The 16,139-nt window shown below is 41.6% G+C and carries 18 protein-coding genes; all 18 read right to left on the reverse strand.

Features of this window, described 5'->3' with window-relative positions; translation table 11 throughout:
* Positions 1-10 precede the first annotated feature (10 nt).
* Positions 11-814 carry a tryptophan synthase subunit alpha gene (trpA, locus tag NSU13_RS10370; protein WP_081124539.1) on the reverse strand — a complete coding sequence of 268 codons (804 nt, stop codon included), beginning with the start codon at positions 812-814 and terminating at the stop codon, positions 11-13.
* Positions 811-2,010 carry a tryptophan synthase subunit beta gene (gene trpB / locus NSU13_RS10375; RefSeq protein WP_034280432.1) on the reverse strand — a complete coding sequence of 400 codons (1,200 nt, stop codon included), beginning with the start codon at positions 2,008-2,010 and terminating at the stop codon, positions 811-813. Before trpB ends, trpA begins: the two co-directional genes overlap by 4 nt.
* Positions 1,991-2,659, reverse strand: a complete 669-nt coding sequence (locus NSU13_RS10380; protein ID WP_180951409.1) for a phosphoribosylanthranilate isomerase — start codon at positions 2,657-2,659, stop codon at positions 1,991-1,993. Before NSU13_RS10380 ends, trpB begins: the two co-directional genes overlap by 20 nt.
* Positions 2,656-3,408, reverse strand: a complete 753-nt coding sequence (gene trpC / locus NSU13_RS10385; RefSeq protein ID WP_034280430.1) for an indole-3-glycerol phosphate synthase TrpC — start codon at positions 3,406-3,408, stop codon at positions 2,656-2,658. Before trpC ends, NSU13_RS10380 begins: the two co-directional genes overlap by 4 nt.
* A complete protein-coding gene (trpD, locus tag NSU13_RS10390; protein WP_034280429.1) occupies positions 3,401-4,423 on the reverse strand; it encodes an anthranilate phosphoribosyltransferase in 1,023 nt (340 codons plus the stop codon). The genes trpC and trpD overlap by 8 nt, the downstream gene beginning before the upstream one ends.
* Positions 4,395-5,942 carry an anthranilate synthase component I gene (gene trpE, locus NSU13_RS10395; RefSeq protein WP_065214682.1) on the reverse strand — a complete coding sequence of 516 codons (1,548 nt, stop codon included), beginning with the start codon at positions 5,940-5,942 and terminating at the stop codon, positions 4,395-4,397. The genes trpD and trpE overlap by 29 nt, the downstream gene beginning before the upstream one ends.
* Positions 5,943-6,173: 231 nt before the next feature.
* Complete coding sequence (gene aroH, locus NSU13_RS10400; RefSeq protein ID WP_024422804.1) at positions 6,174-6,557, reverse strand: chorismate mutase; 384 nt, start codon at positions 6,555-6,557, stop codon at positions 6,174-6,176.
* The gene (gene aroB / locus NSU13_RS10405) at positions 6,554-7,645 is read right to left on the reverse strand and encodes a 3-dehydroquinate synthase (protein WP_342489507.1); all 1,092 of its coding nucleotides are present in this window, start codon (positions 7,643-7,645) and stop codon (positions 6,554-6,556) included. The genes aroH and aroB overlap by 4 nt, the downstream gene beginning before the upstream one ends.
* On the reverse strand, positions 7,645-8,817 hold the full coding sequence (gene aroC, locus NSU13_RS10410; RefSeq protein WP_342489508.1) for a chorismate synthase: 1,173 nt from the start codon (positions 8,815-8,817) through the stop codon (positions 7,645-7,647). Before aroC ends, aroB begins: the two co-directional genes overlap by 1 nt.
* A 73-nt stretch (positions 8,818-8,890) precedes the next feature.
* A complete protein-coding gene (locus NSU13_RS10415) occupies positions 8,891-9,670 on the reverse strand; it encodes a protein-glutamate O-methyltransferase CheR (protein WP_061109292.1) in 780 nt (259 codons plus the stop codon).
* A 146-nt stretch (positions 9,671-9,816) separates the two neighbouring features.
* Complete coding sequence (gene ndk / locus NSU13_RS10420; RefSeq protein ID WP_024422808.1) at positions 9,817-10,263, reverse strand: nucleoside-diphosphate kinase; 447 nt, start codon at positions 10,261-10,263, stop codon at positions 9,817-9,819.
* Between the two features lie 129 nt (positions 10,264-10,392).
* Positions 10,393-11,355: a heptaprenyl diphosphate synthase component II gene (gene hepT / locus NSU13_RS10425; RefSeq protein WP_061109294.1), complete on the reverse strand. Its 963-nt coding sequence runs from the start codon at positions 11,353-11,355 to the stop codon at positions 10,393-10,395.
* A gap of 24 nt (positions 11,356-11,379) precedes the next feature.
* Complete coding sequence (locus tag NSU13_RS10430; protein WP_342489509.1) at positions 11,380-12,084, reverse strand: demethylmenaquinone methyltransferase; 705 nt, start codon at positions 12,082-12,084, stop codon at positions 11,380-11,382.
* Positions 12,085-12,087: 3 nt separating this feature from the next.
* The gene (locus NSU13_RS10435) at positions 12,088-12,855 is read right to left on the reverse strand and encodes a heptaprenyl diphosphate synthase component 1 (RefSeq protein WP_061109295.1); all 768 of its coding nucleotides are present in this window, start codon (positions 12,853-12,855) and stop codon (positions 12,088-12,090) included.
* 114 nt (positions 12,856-12,969) lie between these two features.
* On the reverse strand, positions 12,970-13,200 hold the full coding sequence (gene mtrB / locus NSU13_RS10440; RefSeq protein ID WP_008344541.1) for a trp RNA-binding attenuation protein MtrB: 231 nt from the start codon (positions 13,198-13,200) through the stop codon (positions 12,970-12,972).
* A gap of 24 nt (positions 13,201-13,224) precedes the next feature.
* Positions 13,225-13,794 (reverse strand): GTP cyclohydrolase I FolE, encoded by a 570-nt coding sequence (folE, locus tag NSU13_RS10445; protein WP_003215789.1) that lies wholly within the window; start codon positions 13,792-13,794, stop codon positions 13,225-13,227.
* Positions 13,795-13,984: 190 nt separating this feature from the next.
* On the reverse strand, positions 13,985-14,263 hold the full coding sequence (gene hbs / locus NSU13_RS10450; protein ID WP_003215863.1) for a non-specific DNA-binding protein Hbs: 279 nt from the start codon (positions 14,261-14,263) through the stop codon (positions 13,985-13,987).
* A 374-nt stretch (positions 14,264-14,637) separates the two neighbouring features.
* Positions 14,638-16,116, reverse strand: a complete 1,479-nt coding sequence (spoIVA, locus tag NSU13_RS10455; RefSeq protein WP_008344534.1) for a stage IV sporulation protein A — start codon at positions 16,114-16,116, stop codon at positions 14,638-14,640.
* Between the last annotated feature and the right edge of the window lie 23 nt (positions 16,117-16,139).

Below are 16,139 nucleotides of genomic sequence, written 5' to 3' on the forward strand. Positions count from 1 at the left end.
ATGTTTCACCTCATTTGAATGAATAGAGGGGACTAAATGTTTTTGCATATGTTTCAAATTCTCTTAAAGCCTCTTGACGTGTATCACTTGCCAGCAATTGTTCTTGAAGCTCTTCAATTTTTTTCACAAGTGCACTTCCGACAACAACACCGTCACTCAGTTTATTCATTGAGTCTACCTGCTCTCTTGTTGAGATGCCAAAACCGACAGCAACCGGTATGTGACTCAGCTGTTTCACTTGTTGAATAAAATCTGTAATTGACGCGTCAAAGGATTGCCTGACACCTGTTACACCAAGAGATGAAACACAATACACAAAACCTTCTGCCTGCTCTACAATGTTTACTAATCGTTCCTTGCTTGTTGGTGCAACGAGTGAAATATATGAAATGTCATGTGTTTGACAGTTCTTTTGCAGCTCGCTGCTCTCTTCAAACGGCAAGTCGGGTGTTAAGAGTCCCGAAATATGATTTTTGCGCAGTAAAGCGAAAAAGTATTCTGTGTCTAATTGTAACACAGGATTATAATACGTAAATAGAATTACAGGAATTTTTACACCGTTTTTTTTCATCTTCCCTGCTAATTCTATCGCTTTTACGATATTCATGCCATGATTTAGAGCTCTTTTGGAGGCTCTTTGAATGACAGGACCGTCTGCTAATGGATCGGAATAAGGAACACCGAGTTCAATCGCATGTGCACCGGCTGCTTGAAGAGAGACAGCTAAATCAATCGTAATGTCTTCTGACGGATCTCCCGCTGTGATAAATGGGATAAATAATTTTTCGCCTTGCTCTAATTGAAACGTGATCATTTTGTTTTTCCCTCACTTTCAAGCACGTTCATTAATGTATGCACATCCTTATCGCCTCTTCCTGACAGGCAGACAAGAACAATTTCATCTTCATTCATCGTCTTGCTTACCTCAAACGCCTTGGCTAACGCATGTGCAGTTTCAATTGCTGGCAGAATTCCTTCTTTTTCAGTCAGCAGCTTTAGTGCATCTAGTGCTTCTTGATCTGTCGCACTCACATATTGAACCCGCCCGCTCGCATGTAAATATGCGTGCTCTGGTCCAATTCCCGGATAATCTAAACCAGCGGAAATAGAATATGGCTCAATAATTTGGCCAAATTCGTCTTGGATTAAGTATGTCAAAGACCCGTGGATCACACCTTTGGTTCCTTTCGTGATGGTTGCAGCATGGAGCGGCGTATCGATTCCTTTTCCAGCTGCCTCTACACCAATGATATCTACCTCTTCATCTAAGAATGCCCGGTACATTCCAATGGCATTACTTCCGCCGCCAACACAGGCAATGACTTTATGAGGAAGCCTTCCTTCTTTTTCAAGCAGCTGCTCTTTTGCTTCATCACCAATCATCCGCTGGAACTCACTGACGATTTGAGGATACGGATGAGGGCCTACAACGGAGCCAATCATGTAAAAATGATCACTGCAGTGCTGAACCCAATAGCGGATAGCTTCGTTGGTTGCATCTTTTAGTGTGCCATTCCCGCTTGTGACAGGTATGACTTCAGCGCCAAGCAGCTTCATCCGAAAGACATTGAGTGATTGTCTTTCCACATCTTCTTTTCCCATAAATACCGTGCAGGATAACCCGAACTTTGCGGCCACCGTTGCAGCAGCTACTCCGTGCTGGCCCGCGCCTGTTTCCGCGATGATGTTTGATTTCCCCATTTTTTTCGCAAGCAGGGCCTGACCAAGCGCATTGTTAATTTTATGAGCACCCGTGTGGTTTAAATCTTCCCTTTTTAAATAGATCTTTGCGCCGCCGAGGTATGCTGATAATTGTTCAGCATATGTAAGCGCAGTTGGTCTGCCTGAATAGTTTCGAAGTAGTGATACATATTCTGCTTGAAAAGCAGGGTCTTCTTTTAATTCACGAAATGCCTGCTCGATTTCTGCAAGTGGCTGCATGAGCGTTTCCGGGACAAATTTCCCTCCGAATTCTCCGTATCTGCCAATCTCATTTGGATATGCGTACATCATTTAACATCCTTTCTTCGAGCGCTTCGATCTTAGCGCTGCTTTTCTTCCCGTTTTCTTCTATTCCGCTTGAAAGATCGAGCGCTTCTGGACCATAGGCAAGGAGCTCTGCTACCGTTTCTGGTGTGATACCGCCTGCAATTATGCAAGTTTTCTCCAGCCGTTTTGCGTGCTGAACGTATGCAGGCACCGCCTCCCAAGTAAATGCTGTTCCAGAGCCGCCTCTCATCCCTTTTACTTTCGCATCAATGAGAAAGCCATCGACAACAGGTGCAAATGCCGTCATTTTTTCCAGCGTGTTTGTGATATTGGATTCGTGGTGAAACACTTTCCAAACGACAGCCCCTGTTTGTTGTTTGATTTCTTTTGCGTCATCTTTCGTTTCATCTCCATGAAGCTGTACGATATCTAAAGGTATATGTTTTGTGATGTCACATACTTTTTCGATCTTTTCATTTACAAATACACCGGTAATTTTTTTCTCACACTTTGTTTGAATGAGCCATTGTTTCACTTGAGCTGGCTGGACTTGTCTTTTACTTGGAGCAAAAATAAATCCAATGGCATCTGCGTGAGATTGCGCAATACATTCCACATCGCCTTGTGATACTGCTCCGCAATATTTTAAGTAAGGCTTCATCCTGTTCATTCTCCAAACAATGTTTGAACGGCTTTTTCTTGTGATTGTTCTCTCATTAATGATTCTCCTACAAGAACTGCACCCGCTCCATGTTCCTTCACAAAGGTCAGATCATCAAATGTTTGAATACCGCTCTCACTCACTAGTAAGACATCGTTTGGAACGAGGGGTGCGATCTCTTTTGTTTGTTCAACTGTTGTTGTAAATGTATTTAAATTCCGGTTGTTCACTCCAATGATTTCAGGGGTAAACAACTTCAAAATATTTTCCAGTGTATCTGCTGCATGTACTTCGACAAGGACATCTAGGCCTTTCTCTTTCGCTTCAGCATAAAGCTCGTGCAGCTTTTGCGGCTCAAGAACTTCTCCAATTAATAAAATGGCATCTGCCCCTATACGTCTTGACTCTTCTACCTGTATGGAATCAATGATGAAATCTTTTCTTAAAATTGGACGATCTACGTGTTTTTTAATGAGGGATAAGTATTCGTTTTTTCCTTGAAAGAACGGTTCATCCGTTAAAACAGATAAGCAATCAGCGTTTGATTTTTCGTAAGCTTTTGCTGTTTGTAAAGGATCAAAATTCGGTTGAATGATTCCTTTGGAAGGAGACGCCTTTTTCACCTCCGCAATGAGACCAATTGAGCGATGAGGATTCATGAGTGCTTTTTTAAATGATCGTCTTTCAAAGTGTTCATCCTCTGGTAACTGCAATGTTTGGATATGTTCTTTTTTGCGAGCAATGATTTGATTAAGCATAGATCTCTTCCTCCTTCGTTTTTTGTTTTAAACGAGCCAATTGTTCTTTGGCTGCACCATTTTTAATTGTTTCAATCGCTTTTAATGTTCCGGCCATGAGGCTTTCTGACTTTCCTGCGACATATAAAGCCGCTCCAGCATTCAGGGCTGTAATATGAAGCGGCGCCCCTCCTGTTTGATGATTCAATATATTCTGAATCAATTTAGCACTCTCTTCCGGTGATTGGACCTGAATATCTGATAAATATCCTTTTTGCAGCCCAAAGTCTTCTGGATTGAGTGTATATTCTGTCATGACATCTTTTTTGAGTTCAATCACATATGAATTTGCTGTAATCGTTAATTCATCCAGCCCATCTTCTCCGCAAACAAACAGCACATGTTCTGGCTCTAACGGTGCAAGGGCTTTTGCCATTAATTTCGCCTTTTCCTTTGAGTAAACGCCGATGATTTGCTTTTTGGCTTGCATTGGGTGGCAAAGCGGGCCTAATAGATTAAATACCGTCCGGAAGCCGAGCTGCTTGCGGACTGCGGCTACTTGTTTCATAGATGAATGATACAATGGGGCAAATAAAAAACCCATGTTTTTCTCTTGTATTTGTCTTCTTGTTTCTTCTGGTGTGGATTGAATATGAATCCCAAGACACTCAAGTACATCGGCACTCCCGCTTTTAGAAGAAACTGATCGATTTCCGTGTTTGGCGATTTTGGCTCCAGCAGCGGAAGCGACAATGGCGGCGGCAGTTGATATATTAAAGGTGGAGAGTCCATCGCCTCCTGTGCCACAAGTGTCAACAACATCAAGCGATCGTTCCATTGGTGCTGCATTTTGCCGCATGGCTTTCACAAAACCCGTCATTTCTTCAGCGGTTTCTCCTCTATGCGCTAAAATCGAGAGACTAGCAGCGACTTCAGCATCTGTTAAAAAGCCGCTCATCATATCATGCATGAGTTTATTTGCTTCATTTTCTGATAGAAAGCCTCCATTAACAAGAGCTGATAGTCGGTGATTCATCCTGCACACTCTCCTTTTCTGAGAAAATATGTTCCGCAAGCTGAATGGCTTTCAAAAGTGCTCCTGCCTTGTTACAAGTCTCTTCCCATTCATTTTCCGGGACAGAATCAGCCACAATGCCGGCGCCTGCTTGTATAGAAGCGGTCTGATTTTTGACGCTCATCGTACGAATGGTAATACAGGAGTCGATATTGCCGTCGAATCCAATATAGGCAATACAGCCGCCATACGTTTCTCTTGGCTCAGGCTCCATTTCATTTAATAATTGCATCGCTCTTATTTTCGGGGCACCTGTTAATGTGCCTGCAGGGAATGCGGACATGAGCGCATCGACTGGATGTGTATCCCGCTTTAGCTTTCCTGTCACAATGGAGATGATGTGCATGACATGTGAAAAATTCACTACTTTTGTAAAGGTAGGTACGGATACACTGCCGTATTCTGCCACACGGCCAACATCGTTTCTGGCAAGATCCACTAACATGTAATGCTCGGCTTTTTCCTTTTCATCTTCAAGCAGCTCTTTTGCTAGCTCAGCATCCTCTTCTATCGTTCTTCCTCGTTTTCTTGTGCCAGCAATAGGATGAATTTCTAAATGCCCATTTTTTGCATGGATTAATCGTTCTGGCGAGCTGCCGACTAAATCACGATCTTTTAATTTCATAAAATACATATAAGGAGATGGATTCACAATCCGAAGCACGCGGTATAATTCAAATGAACTCACTGACACAGGGATATCAAAGCGCTGCGAGAGTACGCCTTGAAAAATGTCACCCGCTCGAATGTATTCTTTTATTTTTTCAACATCTTTTAGAAATTGCGCTTTTTCATAGGTTGACGTCACATGTTCAAAGGACGGCGGCTCATTCATATTCCCTGATAAAATCAGTTCTTTCATATCAACCTTTGAATGAAGCTTGTGAATCATCTGTTCAAGTTGTTTTTGATTTTCTTTGTAAGCGCGTATTTTTTCGTCTTCTGTTTCATGTCCGGTTAGCTGGGTGTACTGGATAAAATGAACATGATTTGTTTCATGATCAAAAGCAATCATCGTTTGGCAGACAAATAATGTGCAATTTTCTGTCGTCGATGCGCTGCGGTGAGGCCTGACAGAAGGTTCAATGTTTGGGATTAGATCGTAGCTTAAGTACCCAACAGCCCCGCCTGTAAATGGGATATCAATATCTGGCGTTTTGATTTGATATTGCTCCTTCATCCAATCCAGCAGTTTTTTCAGCTCTTGCTTTTGCATGACTTCCTGCCCCGCAGCGTCACGTGCAACGTATTTGTTTTGGTCATCATGTAAGGTTAAAAACGGATGCAATCCAATGAAAGAATATCTCGACCAGCTGGAAGACTCATCTTTGCTTTCTAGCAAATACACAATATCTTGTTTGAGCTTTTCAACAATTTGAATCGGTGAGAGCGTATCGACTGTAATGGTTTCAACAATTGGGATCGTTTTGTAGGACTCACTATCCTTTAAAAATTGGGTCAGGTTTGATTGGGAATTCATAAGCACACTCCTTAAATGGGATTAAGGAGAATGAGGGGACATATAGAGGGTTTGTATGAGTATACAAAATAAGCCTAAAAGAGGGTTACTCTTTTAGGCAGTATGATTAAATAGAAGTATCGTATCTCTGCTCAACTCTACTCATCTCAACTACCCTAGTCTCATTCTCATCTTCTCTAAGCTTGCAATGCCGTTTACACCTGTGTGTAAACTTCGGCTGTTCATATCGTATTATAATTCCTTGTTTTTTGTCAACTGTAAATCAGGGCGAAGCGTCACAGCTTCTTCCAAGTATACATGCTGTATGTCTTCCTGCTTTGTATCTGTCTGGACAGTCATTAAGACACGAATACATTGCTTTAAACCGCCATCAATGTCCAGTTCCTGCATACAAGTAACCGGTACATATGTCCATCCTTCAAATTGACGAAGTGCTTTTGCCGGAAAAACGGAGTGAATATCTTGTGTAGCTGAAATCAAGATCTGCACGACACGTTCTGGATCTACTTGGTTTCTTGAAATGATCGCTTCTAGCAGCTGTTTCGTTTTATTTAACACTTCTGTTTCTGTATCTTCTATCACAGTTGTAGCCCCACGTATCCCGCGAAACATCATAGACATCCCTCCTCCCGTTTCCATTCTTCGAGCCAGTAGTGCAGCTCATCTTTTGTGAAAGACTGTAAGGTGACGTCTCCAACCTGTTTTAATAAAACAAATTGAACACTGCCGCCTCTTGCTTTTTTATCACCAATCATCCGGTCAACAAATGTTTTCGTGGAAATATCTTTTGTGACTTTGACCGGGAAACCGAGCTCTTTCATCCACTCTTTTAGTTCCAAACGATTAAGGCTGAGCCCCAGCTGCTTTTCGCTCACATACAGCGCAAACTGCATGCCGATTGCAATGGCATCTCCGTGCGTGATGGCGCCATATCCATACTCTGCTTCAATGGCATGCCCTAGTGTATGGCCTAAATTCAAAAATGCACGCACACCTTGTTCTTTTTCATCTTCTTGAACGATTGACGCTTTGACTTGAATGCCTTGATACAGCATATGTGCCAGCTCGCTTTTTGATAAATCCGTCAAAGAACGAATGGACATGAGTTCTGATAAAAATTCTTCACTTGAAATCAGTGCATGTTTGATGACTTCTGCAAAGCCTGATCTTCGTTCAATTTGAGAGAGGGTCTCAAGCATACTAGTATCATAGATCACAGCTTTCGGCTGATGAAACGCACCGATTAAATTTTTACCGAGCGGATGGTTGATCCCTGTTTTCCCGCCAACTGCACTATCATGTGCCAGCAGCGTCGTCGGCACTTGGATAAAATCAATGCCTCTCATATAAGTGGCAGCAGCAAAGCCAGCCAAATCTCCAATCACGCCTCCTCCCAGCGCAATGATGCAGGAGGAACGATCAAGCTGAAATTGAATGGCTTTCGTATGAATATGCTCAAATTCGGCAAAGGATTTTGACTGCTCTCCGCTTGGCACAACCACTTTGTTCACAGGCCACTTCTGCTGAAGTAAGCGAACCATCTCATCCCCATAAATGGCATCAACAGCTGCATCTGTGACGATTAAGAGCTTCGTATAGGAATGCCCAGTGGAAGTTATCAAGTCGACGATATTGTGTTTAATCCCATCACCGATAAATACAGGATAAGTGGCTGAAGACGTCTTAACTTCCAGTGTTTTCATTAAAATTCCCTCTGAAGCTGGCGCATTTTCTCAACATTTTCTTTAATGCGGTCGATTTGGTCAAGGCCAAACTGCTCCACAACTGCATTGGCAATTTCCCATGCAACGACTGCTTCTGCAACAACACTTGCAGCAGGAACAGCACAGCTGTCAGATCGTTCAATACTTGCAGAGAAAGGTTCTTTTGTTTCAATGTCAACGCTTTGAAGCGGCTTATAAAGCGTTGGGATTGGTTTCATAACTCCTCTTATGACAATTGGCATACCGGTTGACATTCCGCCTTCAAGACCACCTAGGCGATTTGTTTTTCTCGTATAGCCCTTTTCTTCATCCCAGATGATTTCATCATGGACCTCACTGCCGTTTTTAGAGGCTGCCTCGAAGCCAATACCGAATTCAACCCCTTTAAAAGCGTTGATACTAAGTACAGCGCCCGCAAGCTTGCTGTCCAATTTACGGTCGTAATGAACATAGCTGCCAACCCCAACCGGCATCCCTTCAACGATGACTTCAACAATTCCGCCAATTGAATCGCCGTTTTTCTTCGCTTCATCAATTGCATCCATCATTTTCTGACCTGCTTCACTGTCATAGCAGCGAACAGGTGATTCTTCTGTTACCTTCTGCAAATCTTCAATAGACTCATATGCTGTATGAGCTGCTTTCACTCCGCCAATTTCAAGAACGTGGCCAGCTACTTTAATCCCTAGATGTGCCAAGATTTGTTTGGCAACTGCGCCTGCTGCTACGCGAACAGTTGTCTCGCGGGCTGATGAACGCTCTAAAACGTTTCTCATATCACGGTGTCCATATTTGATCGCCCCATTTAAATCCGCATGTCCTGGTCTTGGACGGGAGATTTGACGCTTCATTTCACTTTCTTCTTCTTCCGTGATCGGCTCTGCCCCCATCACCTTTGTCCAATGCTTCCAGTCGTTGTTTTCAACAACAAGTGCGATTGGAGAACCTAATGTTCTCCCGTGGCGAACACCACTTAACACTTTCGCCTGGTCTTTTTCAATCTGCATTCTTCTTCCGCGGCCATGACCTTTTTGTCTTCTAGCCAATTCATAATTGATGTCATCCTGCTCTATGTAAAGTCCCGCTGGAACTCCTTCAATAATTGTGGTCAGTTGTGGACCATGTGATTCACCTGCTGTTAAGTACCTCATGACTCAATCTCCCTTCATCGCATTAACGCTTTTAAGTAAAAATATAATAACACACTTGCTACTAAAAAGTCAGCTACATACCCTTCTTTTGATAAAAGAAAGTATCAGCAGATGTCAGTCCAAACTTTTCTGGGTGAAAAATTTGCTCTGTAGAACCAACAAATAATACGCCATTTTGTTTTAAACTGCTGCTCATTTTTAAGTAAATTTCTTCTTTTGCCTCTTCAGTAAAGTAAATCAGTACATTTCGGCAGACGATGAGGTCAAGCTGTTTTTCATATGGATCTGCTAAAAGGTTGTGCTTCTTAAATTGAATATGCTTTCGAACCTCATCCTTCACAGTGTAAAATGAAGAATCTTCTTTTGTGAAATATTTTTGCTTGATATGATCTGGCACCTCTTGCAGAGAGCGTTCATGATATCTGCCTTTTTGAGCTGACTGCAGAACTTTATCATCAATATCAGTGGCAATAATTTGGAAGTCTTTCACAAGAGGATGGCTTGATAGCAGCATGGAGAGTGTATATGGCTCCTCTCCTGTCGAACATGCTGCACTCCAAATCTTTAAGGTGCCGCCATTTTTCGAAAGCAGCGGCAGAATTTTTTGATCAAGTACTTCCCAGCGCTGATAGTTTCGGTAAAATTCTGACACATTTATCGTCATGCGGTCCATCGTCTCATCTAATAATGCTCTGTCCTTTTCAAGCGCGGCCGCGAATGCTTCAAAATCTCTATATCCTTTTTTATCATAAAGTGATGTTAATCTCCGTTTCATTTGTGCTTCTTTATATAAATTTAGATCAACCCCGGTTAGTTTTTTCCATTTTCCAACAAATACTTGATATGGATCCATCAATGTCCTCTCCTGTCTCATCTATCTTTGTCCTAGTATAGCTGTTTTTATCGAAAATTTGTATCTTCTCATGAGAAATTTCGTGCAGAAAGTTCAATATAAAAAAAAGCCAAAGTGCCCATTAGATGAACACCTTGGCTTGAATCTTAATAAATCCAGCTTGAGATGGTTTGATCCCAGCTTGTGAGTTCTTCTTGTTTGAAGAATAAGTTAATTTCTCTTTCAGCACTTTCTGGTGAGTCAGACCCATGGATAATGTTTTTCCCAACAGTCAATCCATAGTCTCCTCTTATTGTTCCTGGAAGCGCTTCCTTTGGATTTGTTTTGCCGATAATCTGTCTTGTTACGTCTACTACCTGTTCACCTTGCCATACCATTGCAAATACAGGTCCTGACGTAATAAAGTCAACCAATTCCCCGAAAAATGGTTTTTCTTTATGCTCTCCGTAATGTGTTTCTGCTACTTCCTTTGGTATACTCATTAGTTTTGCACCAACAAGCTGAAGCCCCTTTTTTTCGAATCTTGACACAATGTCACCGATTAATTGTCTTTCCACACCATCAGGTTTGACCATAAGAAATGTTTTGTCCATATACGTTTTCCACCCCGTCGTTATGTATGTATAGGCTTACATTGTTACAAAGTGATCGTATCATTTTTTTTTATAATAATCAATTTTTGACAAAAAATTTCACAAAAAAACCAATCAACATCACGTTGATTAGAATTTTCGTTTCCCAATATATTTTGCAATGGAGGCGAGGGACGTTCTCGCTCGTCCTCGAGGAAGTTTGTCGAGCTGTTCAAAAGCTTTTTTTAAATACATTTCACTCACTCGAATCGAGCGGTCGATCGCATCTGTTTGTTTGAGGCTTTCAATGACAGGCTTCAGCTGCTTCTCCGTCGTTTCACTATTGATCAGCTTCAATTGGCCTTCTAGTGTCGGATTTTTCAGTGCATATAAGACTGGGAGTGTGACATTCCCTTGTAAAAGGTCTCCTCCGACAGGCTTGCCCAGCTCTTCTTCAGTTGATGTGAAATCAAGGACATCATCAATGATTTGATAGGACATGCCGACATAGTATCCAAACCAATAGAGGGCTTTATGTGTTTTTTCATCTGTTCCTGCTGCAATGGCGCCTAATTGACAGCTGCCTGCAATGAGCAAAGCTGTTTTTCGTTTGATTCTTCTTAAATATGTACGGAGGTTTTGATCCATATTATATTTATCTTTCACTTGCTCTATCTCACCAAGACAAAGCTCAACGACCATTTTTGACAAAATTTCATGTGCCATTGGGTGATTGATTTTTGTCATGTATTCAAGTGATCTCGCAAACATATAATCCCCTGTGTACATGGCAATTCTGTTATCCCATTTTGCCTTTATCGTTGGTTTGCCTCTTCTCAGCTCTGCATCATCAATGACATCATCGTGAACAAGTGATGCCATATGAATCAGCTCGAGGGCAACGGCAACATATTTAATTTTATTAATGTCATAGTCACCAAACATGCCTGAAAGGAGAACAAAAACGGGGCGGATTCGTTTTCCGCCCGCTTGCAGCAAATGAAGACCTGCTTCACTTAACAATGCATAATCAGAGCGAACGGTTTGTTCAAGCTCTTTTTCAATTATATCGATATCATGATTTAAAAAAGAGATCATTGCTTTTAGTTTCATTATCTTCACCCAAATATCGTTTATTCAAAGCTTCTTTCCGATATGTGTTGCTGCTACACCGCCTGTAAATGGATGATACGAGACATCAGACAACCCGGCCTCCTCGAACATAGCCGCCAGCTCTTTCATGCCAGGGAACGTTTTGGCTGATTCTTGAAGCCATGAATACTCCTGATAACTTTTGGCAAACAGTTTACCAAAGAGCGGCATAATGTATTTGAAATAGATGTAGTAGCCCTGTTTAAAACCGATCATCTCAGGCTGTGATGTCTCAAGACAGACAACCATTCCGCCAGGCTTCACTACTCTTGTCATTTCCTTTAGCACAGTTAAATAATCAGGAACGTTTCTAAGTCCAAAACCGATGGTGACATAATCAAATGAGTTGTCTTCAAAAGGAAGCTCCATCGCATTGCCGTGAAGCAATTCAATCTGATTGTAGCCCCCAGTCTTCACCTTCGTTTCTCCAACACTCAGCATGTTTTTACTGAAATCAAGGCCTTTGACCTCGCCTTTTTCTCCAACAGCATCTGCAAGCGCAATTGTCCAATCGGCTGTCCCGCAGCATACATCTAATGCTTTAGAGCCTTTTTGCACATTCATGAGCTTCATTGTTTTATCGCGCCATTTCTTATGCTGTTTAAAGCTGATGACAGAGTTCATTTGATCGTAGTTTTTATAAATTTTTTCAAATACACCGTGTACTCGCTGTTCTTTTGATTGCTGCATGACTTACCCTTCTTCCACTTTCTGATGGTACGCAGGCTCATTTTTCATATGATCCAAGCGATTTAATAGCTCTTTTTGAACGACCGGAGATGACACAAGATGCTCCTTGATCGGTCGTTTGGCCTTTTCATAGCCTTCATTCTCAAAATTGTCAAAACACGAATAGGCGTCCGTATAACGATCGTTCAAAAAAAGTTTTAAATGTTTGTCATTTTCTGCTTGTTTCATGAAGCGTTTATAAACAAGAAAACGACTTGCAATCTCATTCCAATGCGTTAATTGAAAGTGCTCAGAAATCCTTTGGAAAAGCGCAGATTCAACTGTAGCTACACTTTTGTAAAAGTGCGCTGCATCTTGAATGGACCGGTCATACAGTCTAATTTTATGTTCATTGATCTCTTTGATCGCCGTAGCGAGCGTGCGGATCATATAAATGTCTTTCATGTCAGAGAGAAGAGAATAATAGAGACCGCTGAAATAGTCTCCTGCCAGGATGGTCAGCTGACGATTTTTGAATTCGTCTTGCTTGATGGCTGCAGCAGTTGTGACTTCGTCATGGGTATCAAGGGCAATTTGCACAAGCATCGCCGTTAAAATATAATTTTCTTTTTTCTCTGCATCGATTTGAGCTTCTTCAAACATTGCATGAAAAAGAAGGAGCTTATCTTCATCGATGAGTGGTGCGCGTAAATGCTTCGCCAAATAAGGATGAGAAAGCTTTTTATTTAATTTTATATTTAGATTAGATAAAATTCCGTAGATGTCTTGCAAAGATATCACCCTTGTCCCAAAAATTACAGTTTCATATGTAGACCTGCACATTGTATAGAGATTTATTATACCATATCAGCTCTCACTTTTATGCTATCAAGTGCTACAAGTTCTTTATTTCTTTGCTTCGCTTTGAATTTCGCCGAAGCTTGTTTGAATGACAGCATCGCCTCTTACTTTGATCGCTGACGTATGCTCAGTAAATTGTGCAATGATCACTTCACCTTTATCGAGTTTCTCGGAATGGTGAAATCTTGTATCAGAGCCTCTTGTTAGGCCGATGACGTTTACACCATTATCAATGGCTTTAATCACCACAAAATCAGATGCTTTATTTTCACTCATTTTGTTCACCTTCCATCTATTGAATTAGTCGTTTTTAATAAAGGAAAGCACTTCTGCTCTTGCGGCTGCATCATTTGCAAATGTGCCGCGGACTGCTGAAGTCACTGTTTTAGCGCCTGGCTTTTTCACTCCGCGCATCGTCATACACATATGCTCTGCTTCAACGACAATCATCACGCCATGCGGATTAAGTGTTTCCACCATACTATCTGCAATGGTTGATGTAATGCGTTCCTGAAGCTGCGGGCGTTTTGCCACGGCTTCGACAGCTCTTGCCAGCTTACTTAGTCCTGTTACTTTTCCGCCGCGCGGAATATAAGCGACATGGGCTTTCCCGTAGAAAGGCACGAGGTGGTGTTCACACATTGAATGGAAAGCAATATCTTTTACAAGGACGAGTTCTTCGTGGTCTTCGCCAAAAATGGTTTTAAAATGTTCTTTTGGATCTTCATTTAATCCCGAGAACACTTCTTCATACATTTTTGCTACTCGTTTTGGGGTATCAAGAAGTCCTTCACGATCCGGATCTTCTCCGATTGCTTTTAATATATCGCGTACCGCGTGTTCGATTAATTCTTTATTTATTTCACTCATGTATTATATCCTCCAAAGGCGATTACATTTCATTCAGATTCTAGCACACTTCAGATCCTAAAAGCAAAGGAGAGCGTTCTAAACGAACCTTTTGATTCAAAAGGAAAAGCCCCTTATGAAAGGGGCTTTTCTAGACCAGTGTGAAACTGTATATGTATAACTCCTTCAACAGGATCATTACACATAACGATTATTTACCTGCCACCGCGTCTTTAAGTGCTTTACCTGGTTTGAAAGCAGGTACTTTGCTTGCAGGGATTTCGATCTCTGCACCAGTTTGTGGGTTACGTCCTTTACGAGCTGAACGCTCACGTACTTCAAAGTTACCAAAACCAATAAGTTGGATTTTGTCACCATTTTTAAGTGCATCTAAAATTGTATCAAAAACAGAATCAACTGCTTTTGTCGCGTCTTTTTTAGATAACTCGCTTGCTTCAGCAACCGCGTTAATAAGTTCTGTCTTGTTCATGCCTTTCACCTCCTCCCAAAAATATGCATTCAGTAGATTGTTATCATTTCTTCACAATTCATCTTCTTTCTATACCCTTTTTCAGAAAAAAAGAGCGTCTAGAAAGCGTTATACATGGCTTTTCATTAGAAAACATCTCTTTGAAGGAATGTTTGTCCAACAAAGTGAAGATTTTCTGTAAGTAGATTAACACATATGAAATACCATATCAAGCATTTTAAAGGGAAGAATCCTTATTCGTCAAGGATTAAGGGCACTTTTGCGAACGAATATTCCTAATTTCAGCCTGAATCTGACTAATCTTTATACAATTGTCTTTTTATGACTCATTCTACACGCAAAAAAAAGACCCCATCAATGAGAGGTCACACTTGCTATAAAATAATCGCGATCAAACCGCCTGATCCTTCGTTAATGATTCTTTCAAGCGTTTCCTTCAGCTTATATCTTGCGTTTTCCGGCATAAGAGACAGCTTCGCTTGAATGCCTTCTCTGACAAGGGAGCTGAGGGAGCGGCCAAATATATCTGAATTCCAAATCGAAAGCGGATCATCTTCAAAATCTTGCATTAAGTAGCGGACGAGCTCTTCACTTTGTTTTTCTGTTCCGATAATCGGTGCAAATTCACTCTCTACATCTACTTTGATCATATGAATAGATGGAGCGACCGCTTTTAATCTCACACCGAATCTTGATCCCTGCCTAATGATTTCTGGCTCATCTAAACTCATATCGGACAACGCTGGCGCTGCAATCCCGTAACCAGTCTGCTTCACCATTTTCAATGCGTCTGATACTTGATCATATTCTGTCTTAGCATGAGCAAAATCTTGCATTAGCTCTAGAAGATGGTCTTTTCCTCTAATTTCTACACCAACCACTTCTTTTAAAATATGATCATATAGATCATCTGGCGCATACAGGTCAATCTCTGCAATCCCCTGACCCATTTCAATTCCTGCTAAACCCGCTCTTTCGATAAAATCAAATTCACTGAATTGACCAACGACACGGTCGACATCTCTTAATCTTTTAATATCCTTTACAGTTTCCTTTACTGAATCCTGATAGCTTTCTCTCAGCCAGTGATCTTCTTTTAGCACCATCACCCAGCTTGGCAGGTTCACATTCACCTCTAGGACTGGGAATTCATATAATGCTTCACGAAGAACGCTGAGTACGTCTTGCTCTCTCATACTCTCTACGCTCATGGCGAGTACTGGAATATCATACTTTTGGCTAAGTTCCTGCCGGAGCGCTTCTGTTTCAGGATGATATGGCCTCACAGAGTTGATGACCATAATAAACGGCTTTCCAACCTCTTTGAGTTCATCAATCACACGTTCTTCAGATTCAATATAATCATGTCTTGGAATTTCTCCAATGGAACCATCTGTTGTAATCACTACACCTATTGTTGAATGCTCTTGAATGACCTTGCGTGTACCAATTTCCGCTGCTTCATGAAACGGGATTGGCTCTTCATACCACGGCGTATTGATCATTCTTGGGCCATTTTCATCTTCATACCCGCGCGCACCAGGGACAGTATATCCCACACAATCGACAAGTCTGATGTTGACATCAAGGCCGTCACTCACGTGAATTGATGCGGCTTGATTCGGTACAAATTTTGGCTCTGTGGTCATAATGGTTTTTCCTGCTGCGCTTTGTGGCAATTCATCCTGTGCTCTTGCACGATCTGCCTCATTATTGATATTCGGGAGCACCACGAGCTCCATAAACTTTTTAATAAACGTAGATTTCCCTGTACGAACAGCGCCAACGACTCCTAAATATATATCGCCTCCTGTTCGTTCAGCGATATCCTTGAAAATATCGACTTTTTCCAAGTGATCCCCTCCCGGACTTGCTA

Source organism: Bacillus sp. FSL M8-0049, assembly GCF_038593355.1.
GTDB classification, from domain to species: domain Bacteria; phylum Bacillota; class Bacilli; order Bacillales; family Bacillaceae; genus Bacillus; species Bacillus safensis.

What these genes read in the sequence shown, in the direction of transcription:
- trpA (WP_081124539.1), bottom strand. Translation starts at nt 814, where the DNA reads ATGATCACGTTTCAATTAGAGCAAGGCGAAAAATTATTTATCCCATTT.
- trpB (WP_034280432.1), bottom strand. Translation starts at nt 2,010, where the DNA reads ATGTACGCATATCCAAATGAGATTGGCAGATACGGAGAATTCGGAGGG.
- NSU13_RS10380 (WP_180951409.1), bottom strand. Translation starts at nt 2,659, where the DNA reads ATGAACAGGATGAAGCCTTACTTAAAATATTGCGGAGCAGTATCACAA.
- trpC (WP_034280430.1), bottom strand. Translation starts at nt 3,408, where the DNA reads ATGCTTAATCAAATCATTGCTCGCAAAAAAGAACATATCCAAACATTG.
- trpD (WP_034280429.1), bottom strand. Translation starts at nt 4,423, where the DNA reads ATGAATCACCGACTATCAGCTCTTGTTAATGGAGGCTTTCTATCAGAA.
- trpE (WP_065214682.1), bottom strand. Translation starts at nt 5,942, where the DNA reads ATGAATTCCCAATCAAACCTGACCCAATTTTTAAAGGATAGTGAGTCC.
- aroH (WP_024422804.1), bottom strand. Translation starts at nt 6,557, where the DNA reads ATGATGTTTCGCGGGATACGTGGGGCTACAACTGTGATAGAAGATACA.
- aroB (WP_342489507.1), bottom strand. Translation starts at nt 7,645, where the DNA reads ATGAAAACACTGGAAGTTAAGACGTCTTCAGCCACTTATCCTGTATTT.
- aroC (WP_342489508.1), bottom strand. Translation starts at nt 8,817, where the DNA reads ATGAGGTACTTAACAGCAGGTGAATCACATGGTCCACAACTGACCACA.
- NSU13_RS10415 (WP_061109292.1), bottom strand. Translation starts at nt 9,670, where the DNA reads ATGGATCCATATCAAGTATTTGTTGGAAAATGGAAAAAACTAACCGGG.
- ndk (WP_024422808.1), bottom strand. Translation starts at nt 10,263, where the DNA reads ATGGACAAAACATTTCTTATGGTCAAACCTGATGGTGTGGAAAGACAA.
- hepT (WP_061109294.1), bottom strand. Translation starts at nt 11,355, where the DNA reads ATGAAACTAAAAGCAATGATCTCTTTTTTAAATCATGATATCGATATA.
- NSU13_RS10430 (WP_342489509.1), bottom strand. Translation starts at nt 12,084, where the DNA reads ATGCAGCAATCAAAAGAACAGCGAGTACACGGTGTATTTGAAAAAATT.
- mtrB (WP_008344541.1), bottom strand. Translation starts at nt 13,200, where the DNA reads ATGAGTGAAAATAAAGCATCTGATTTTGTGGTGATTAAAGCCATTGAT.
- folE (WP_003215789.1), bottom strand. Translation starts at nt 13,794, where the DNA reads ATGAGTGAAATAAATAAAGAATTAATCGAACACGCGGTACGCGATATA.
- hbs (WP_003215863.1), bottom strand. Translation starts at nt 14,263, where the DNA reads ATGAACAAGACAGAACTTATTAACGCGGTTGCTGAAGCAAGCGAGTTA.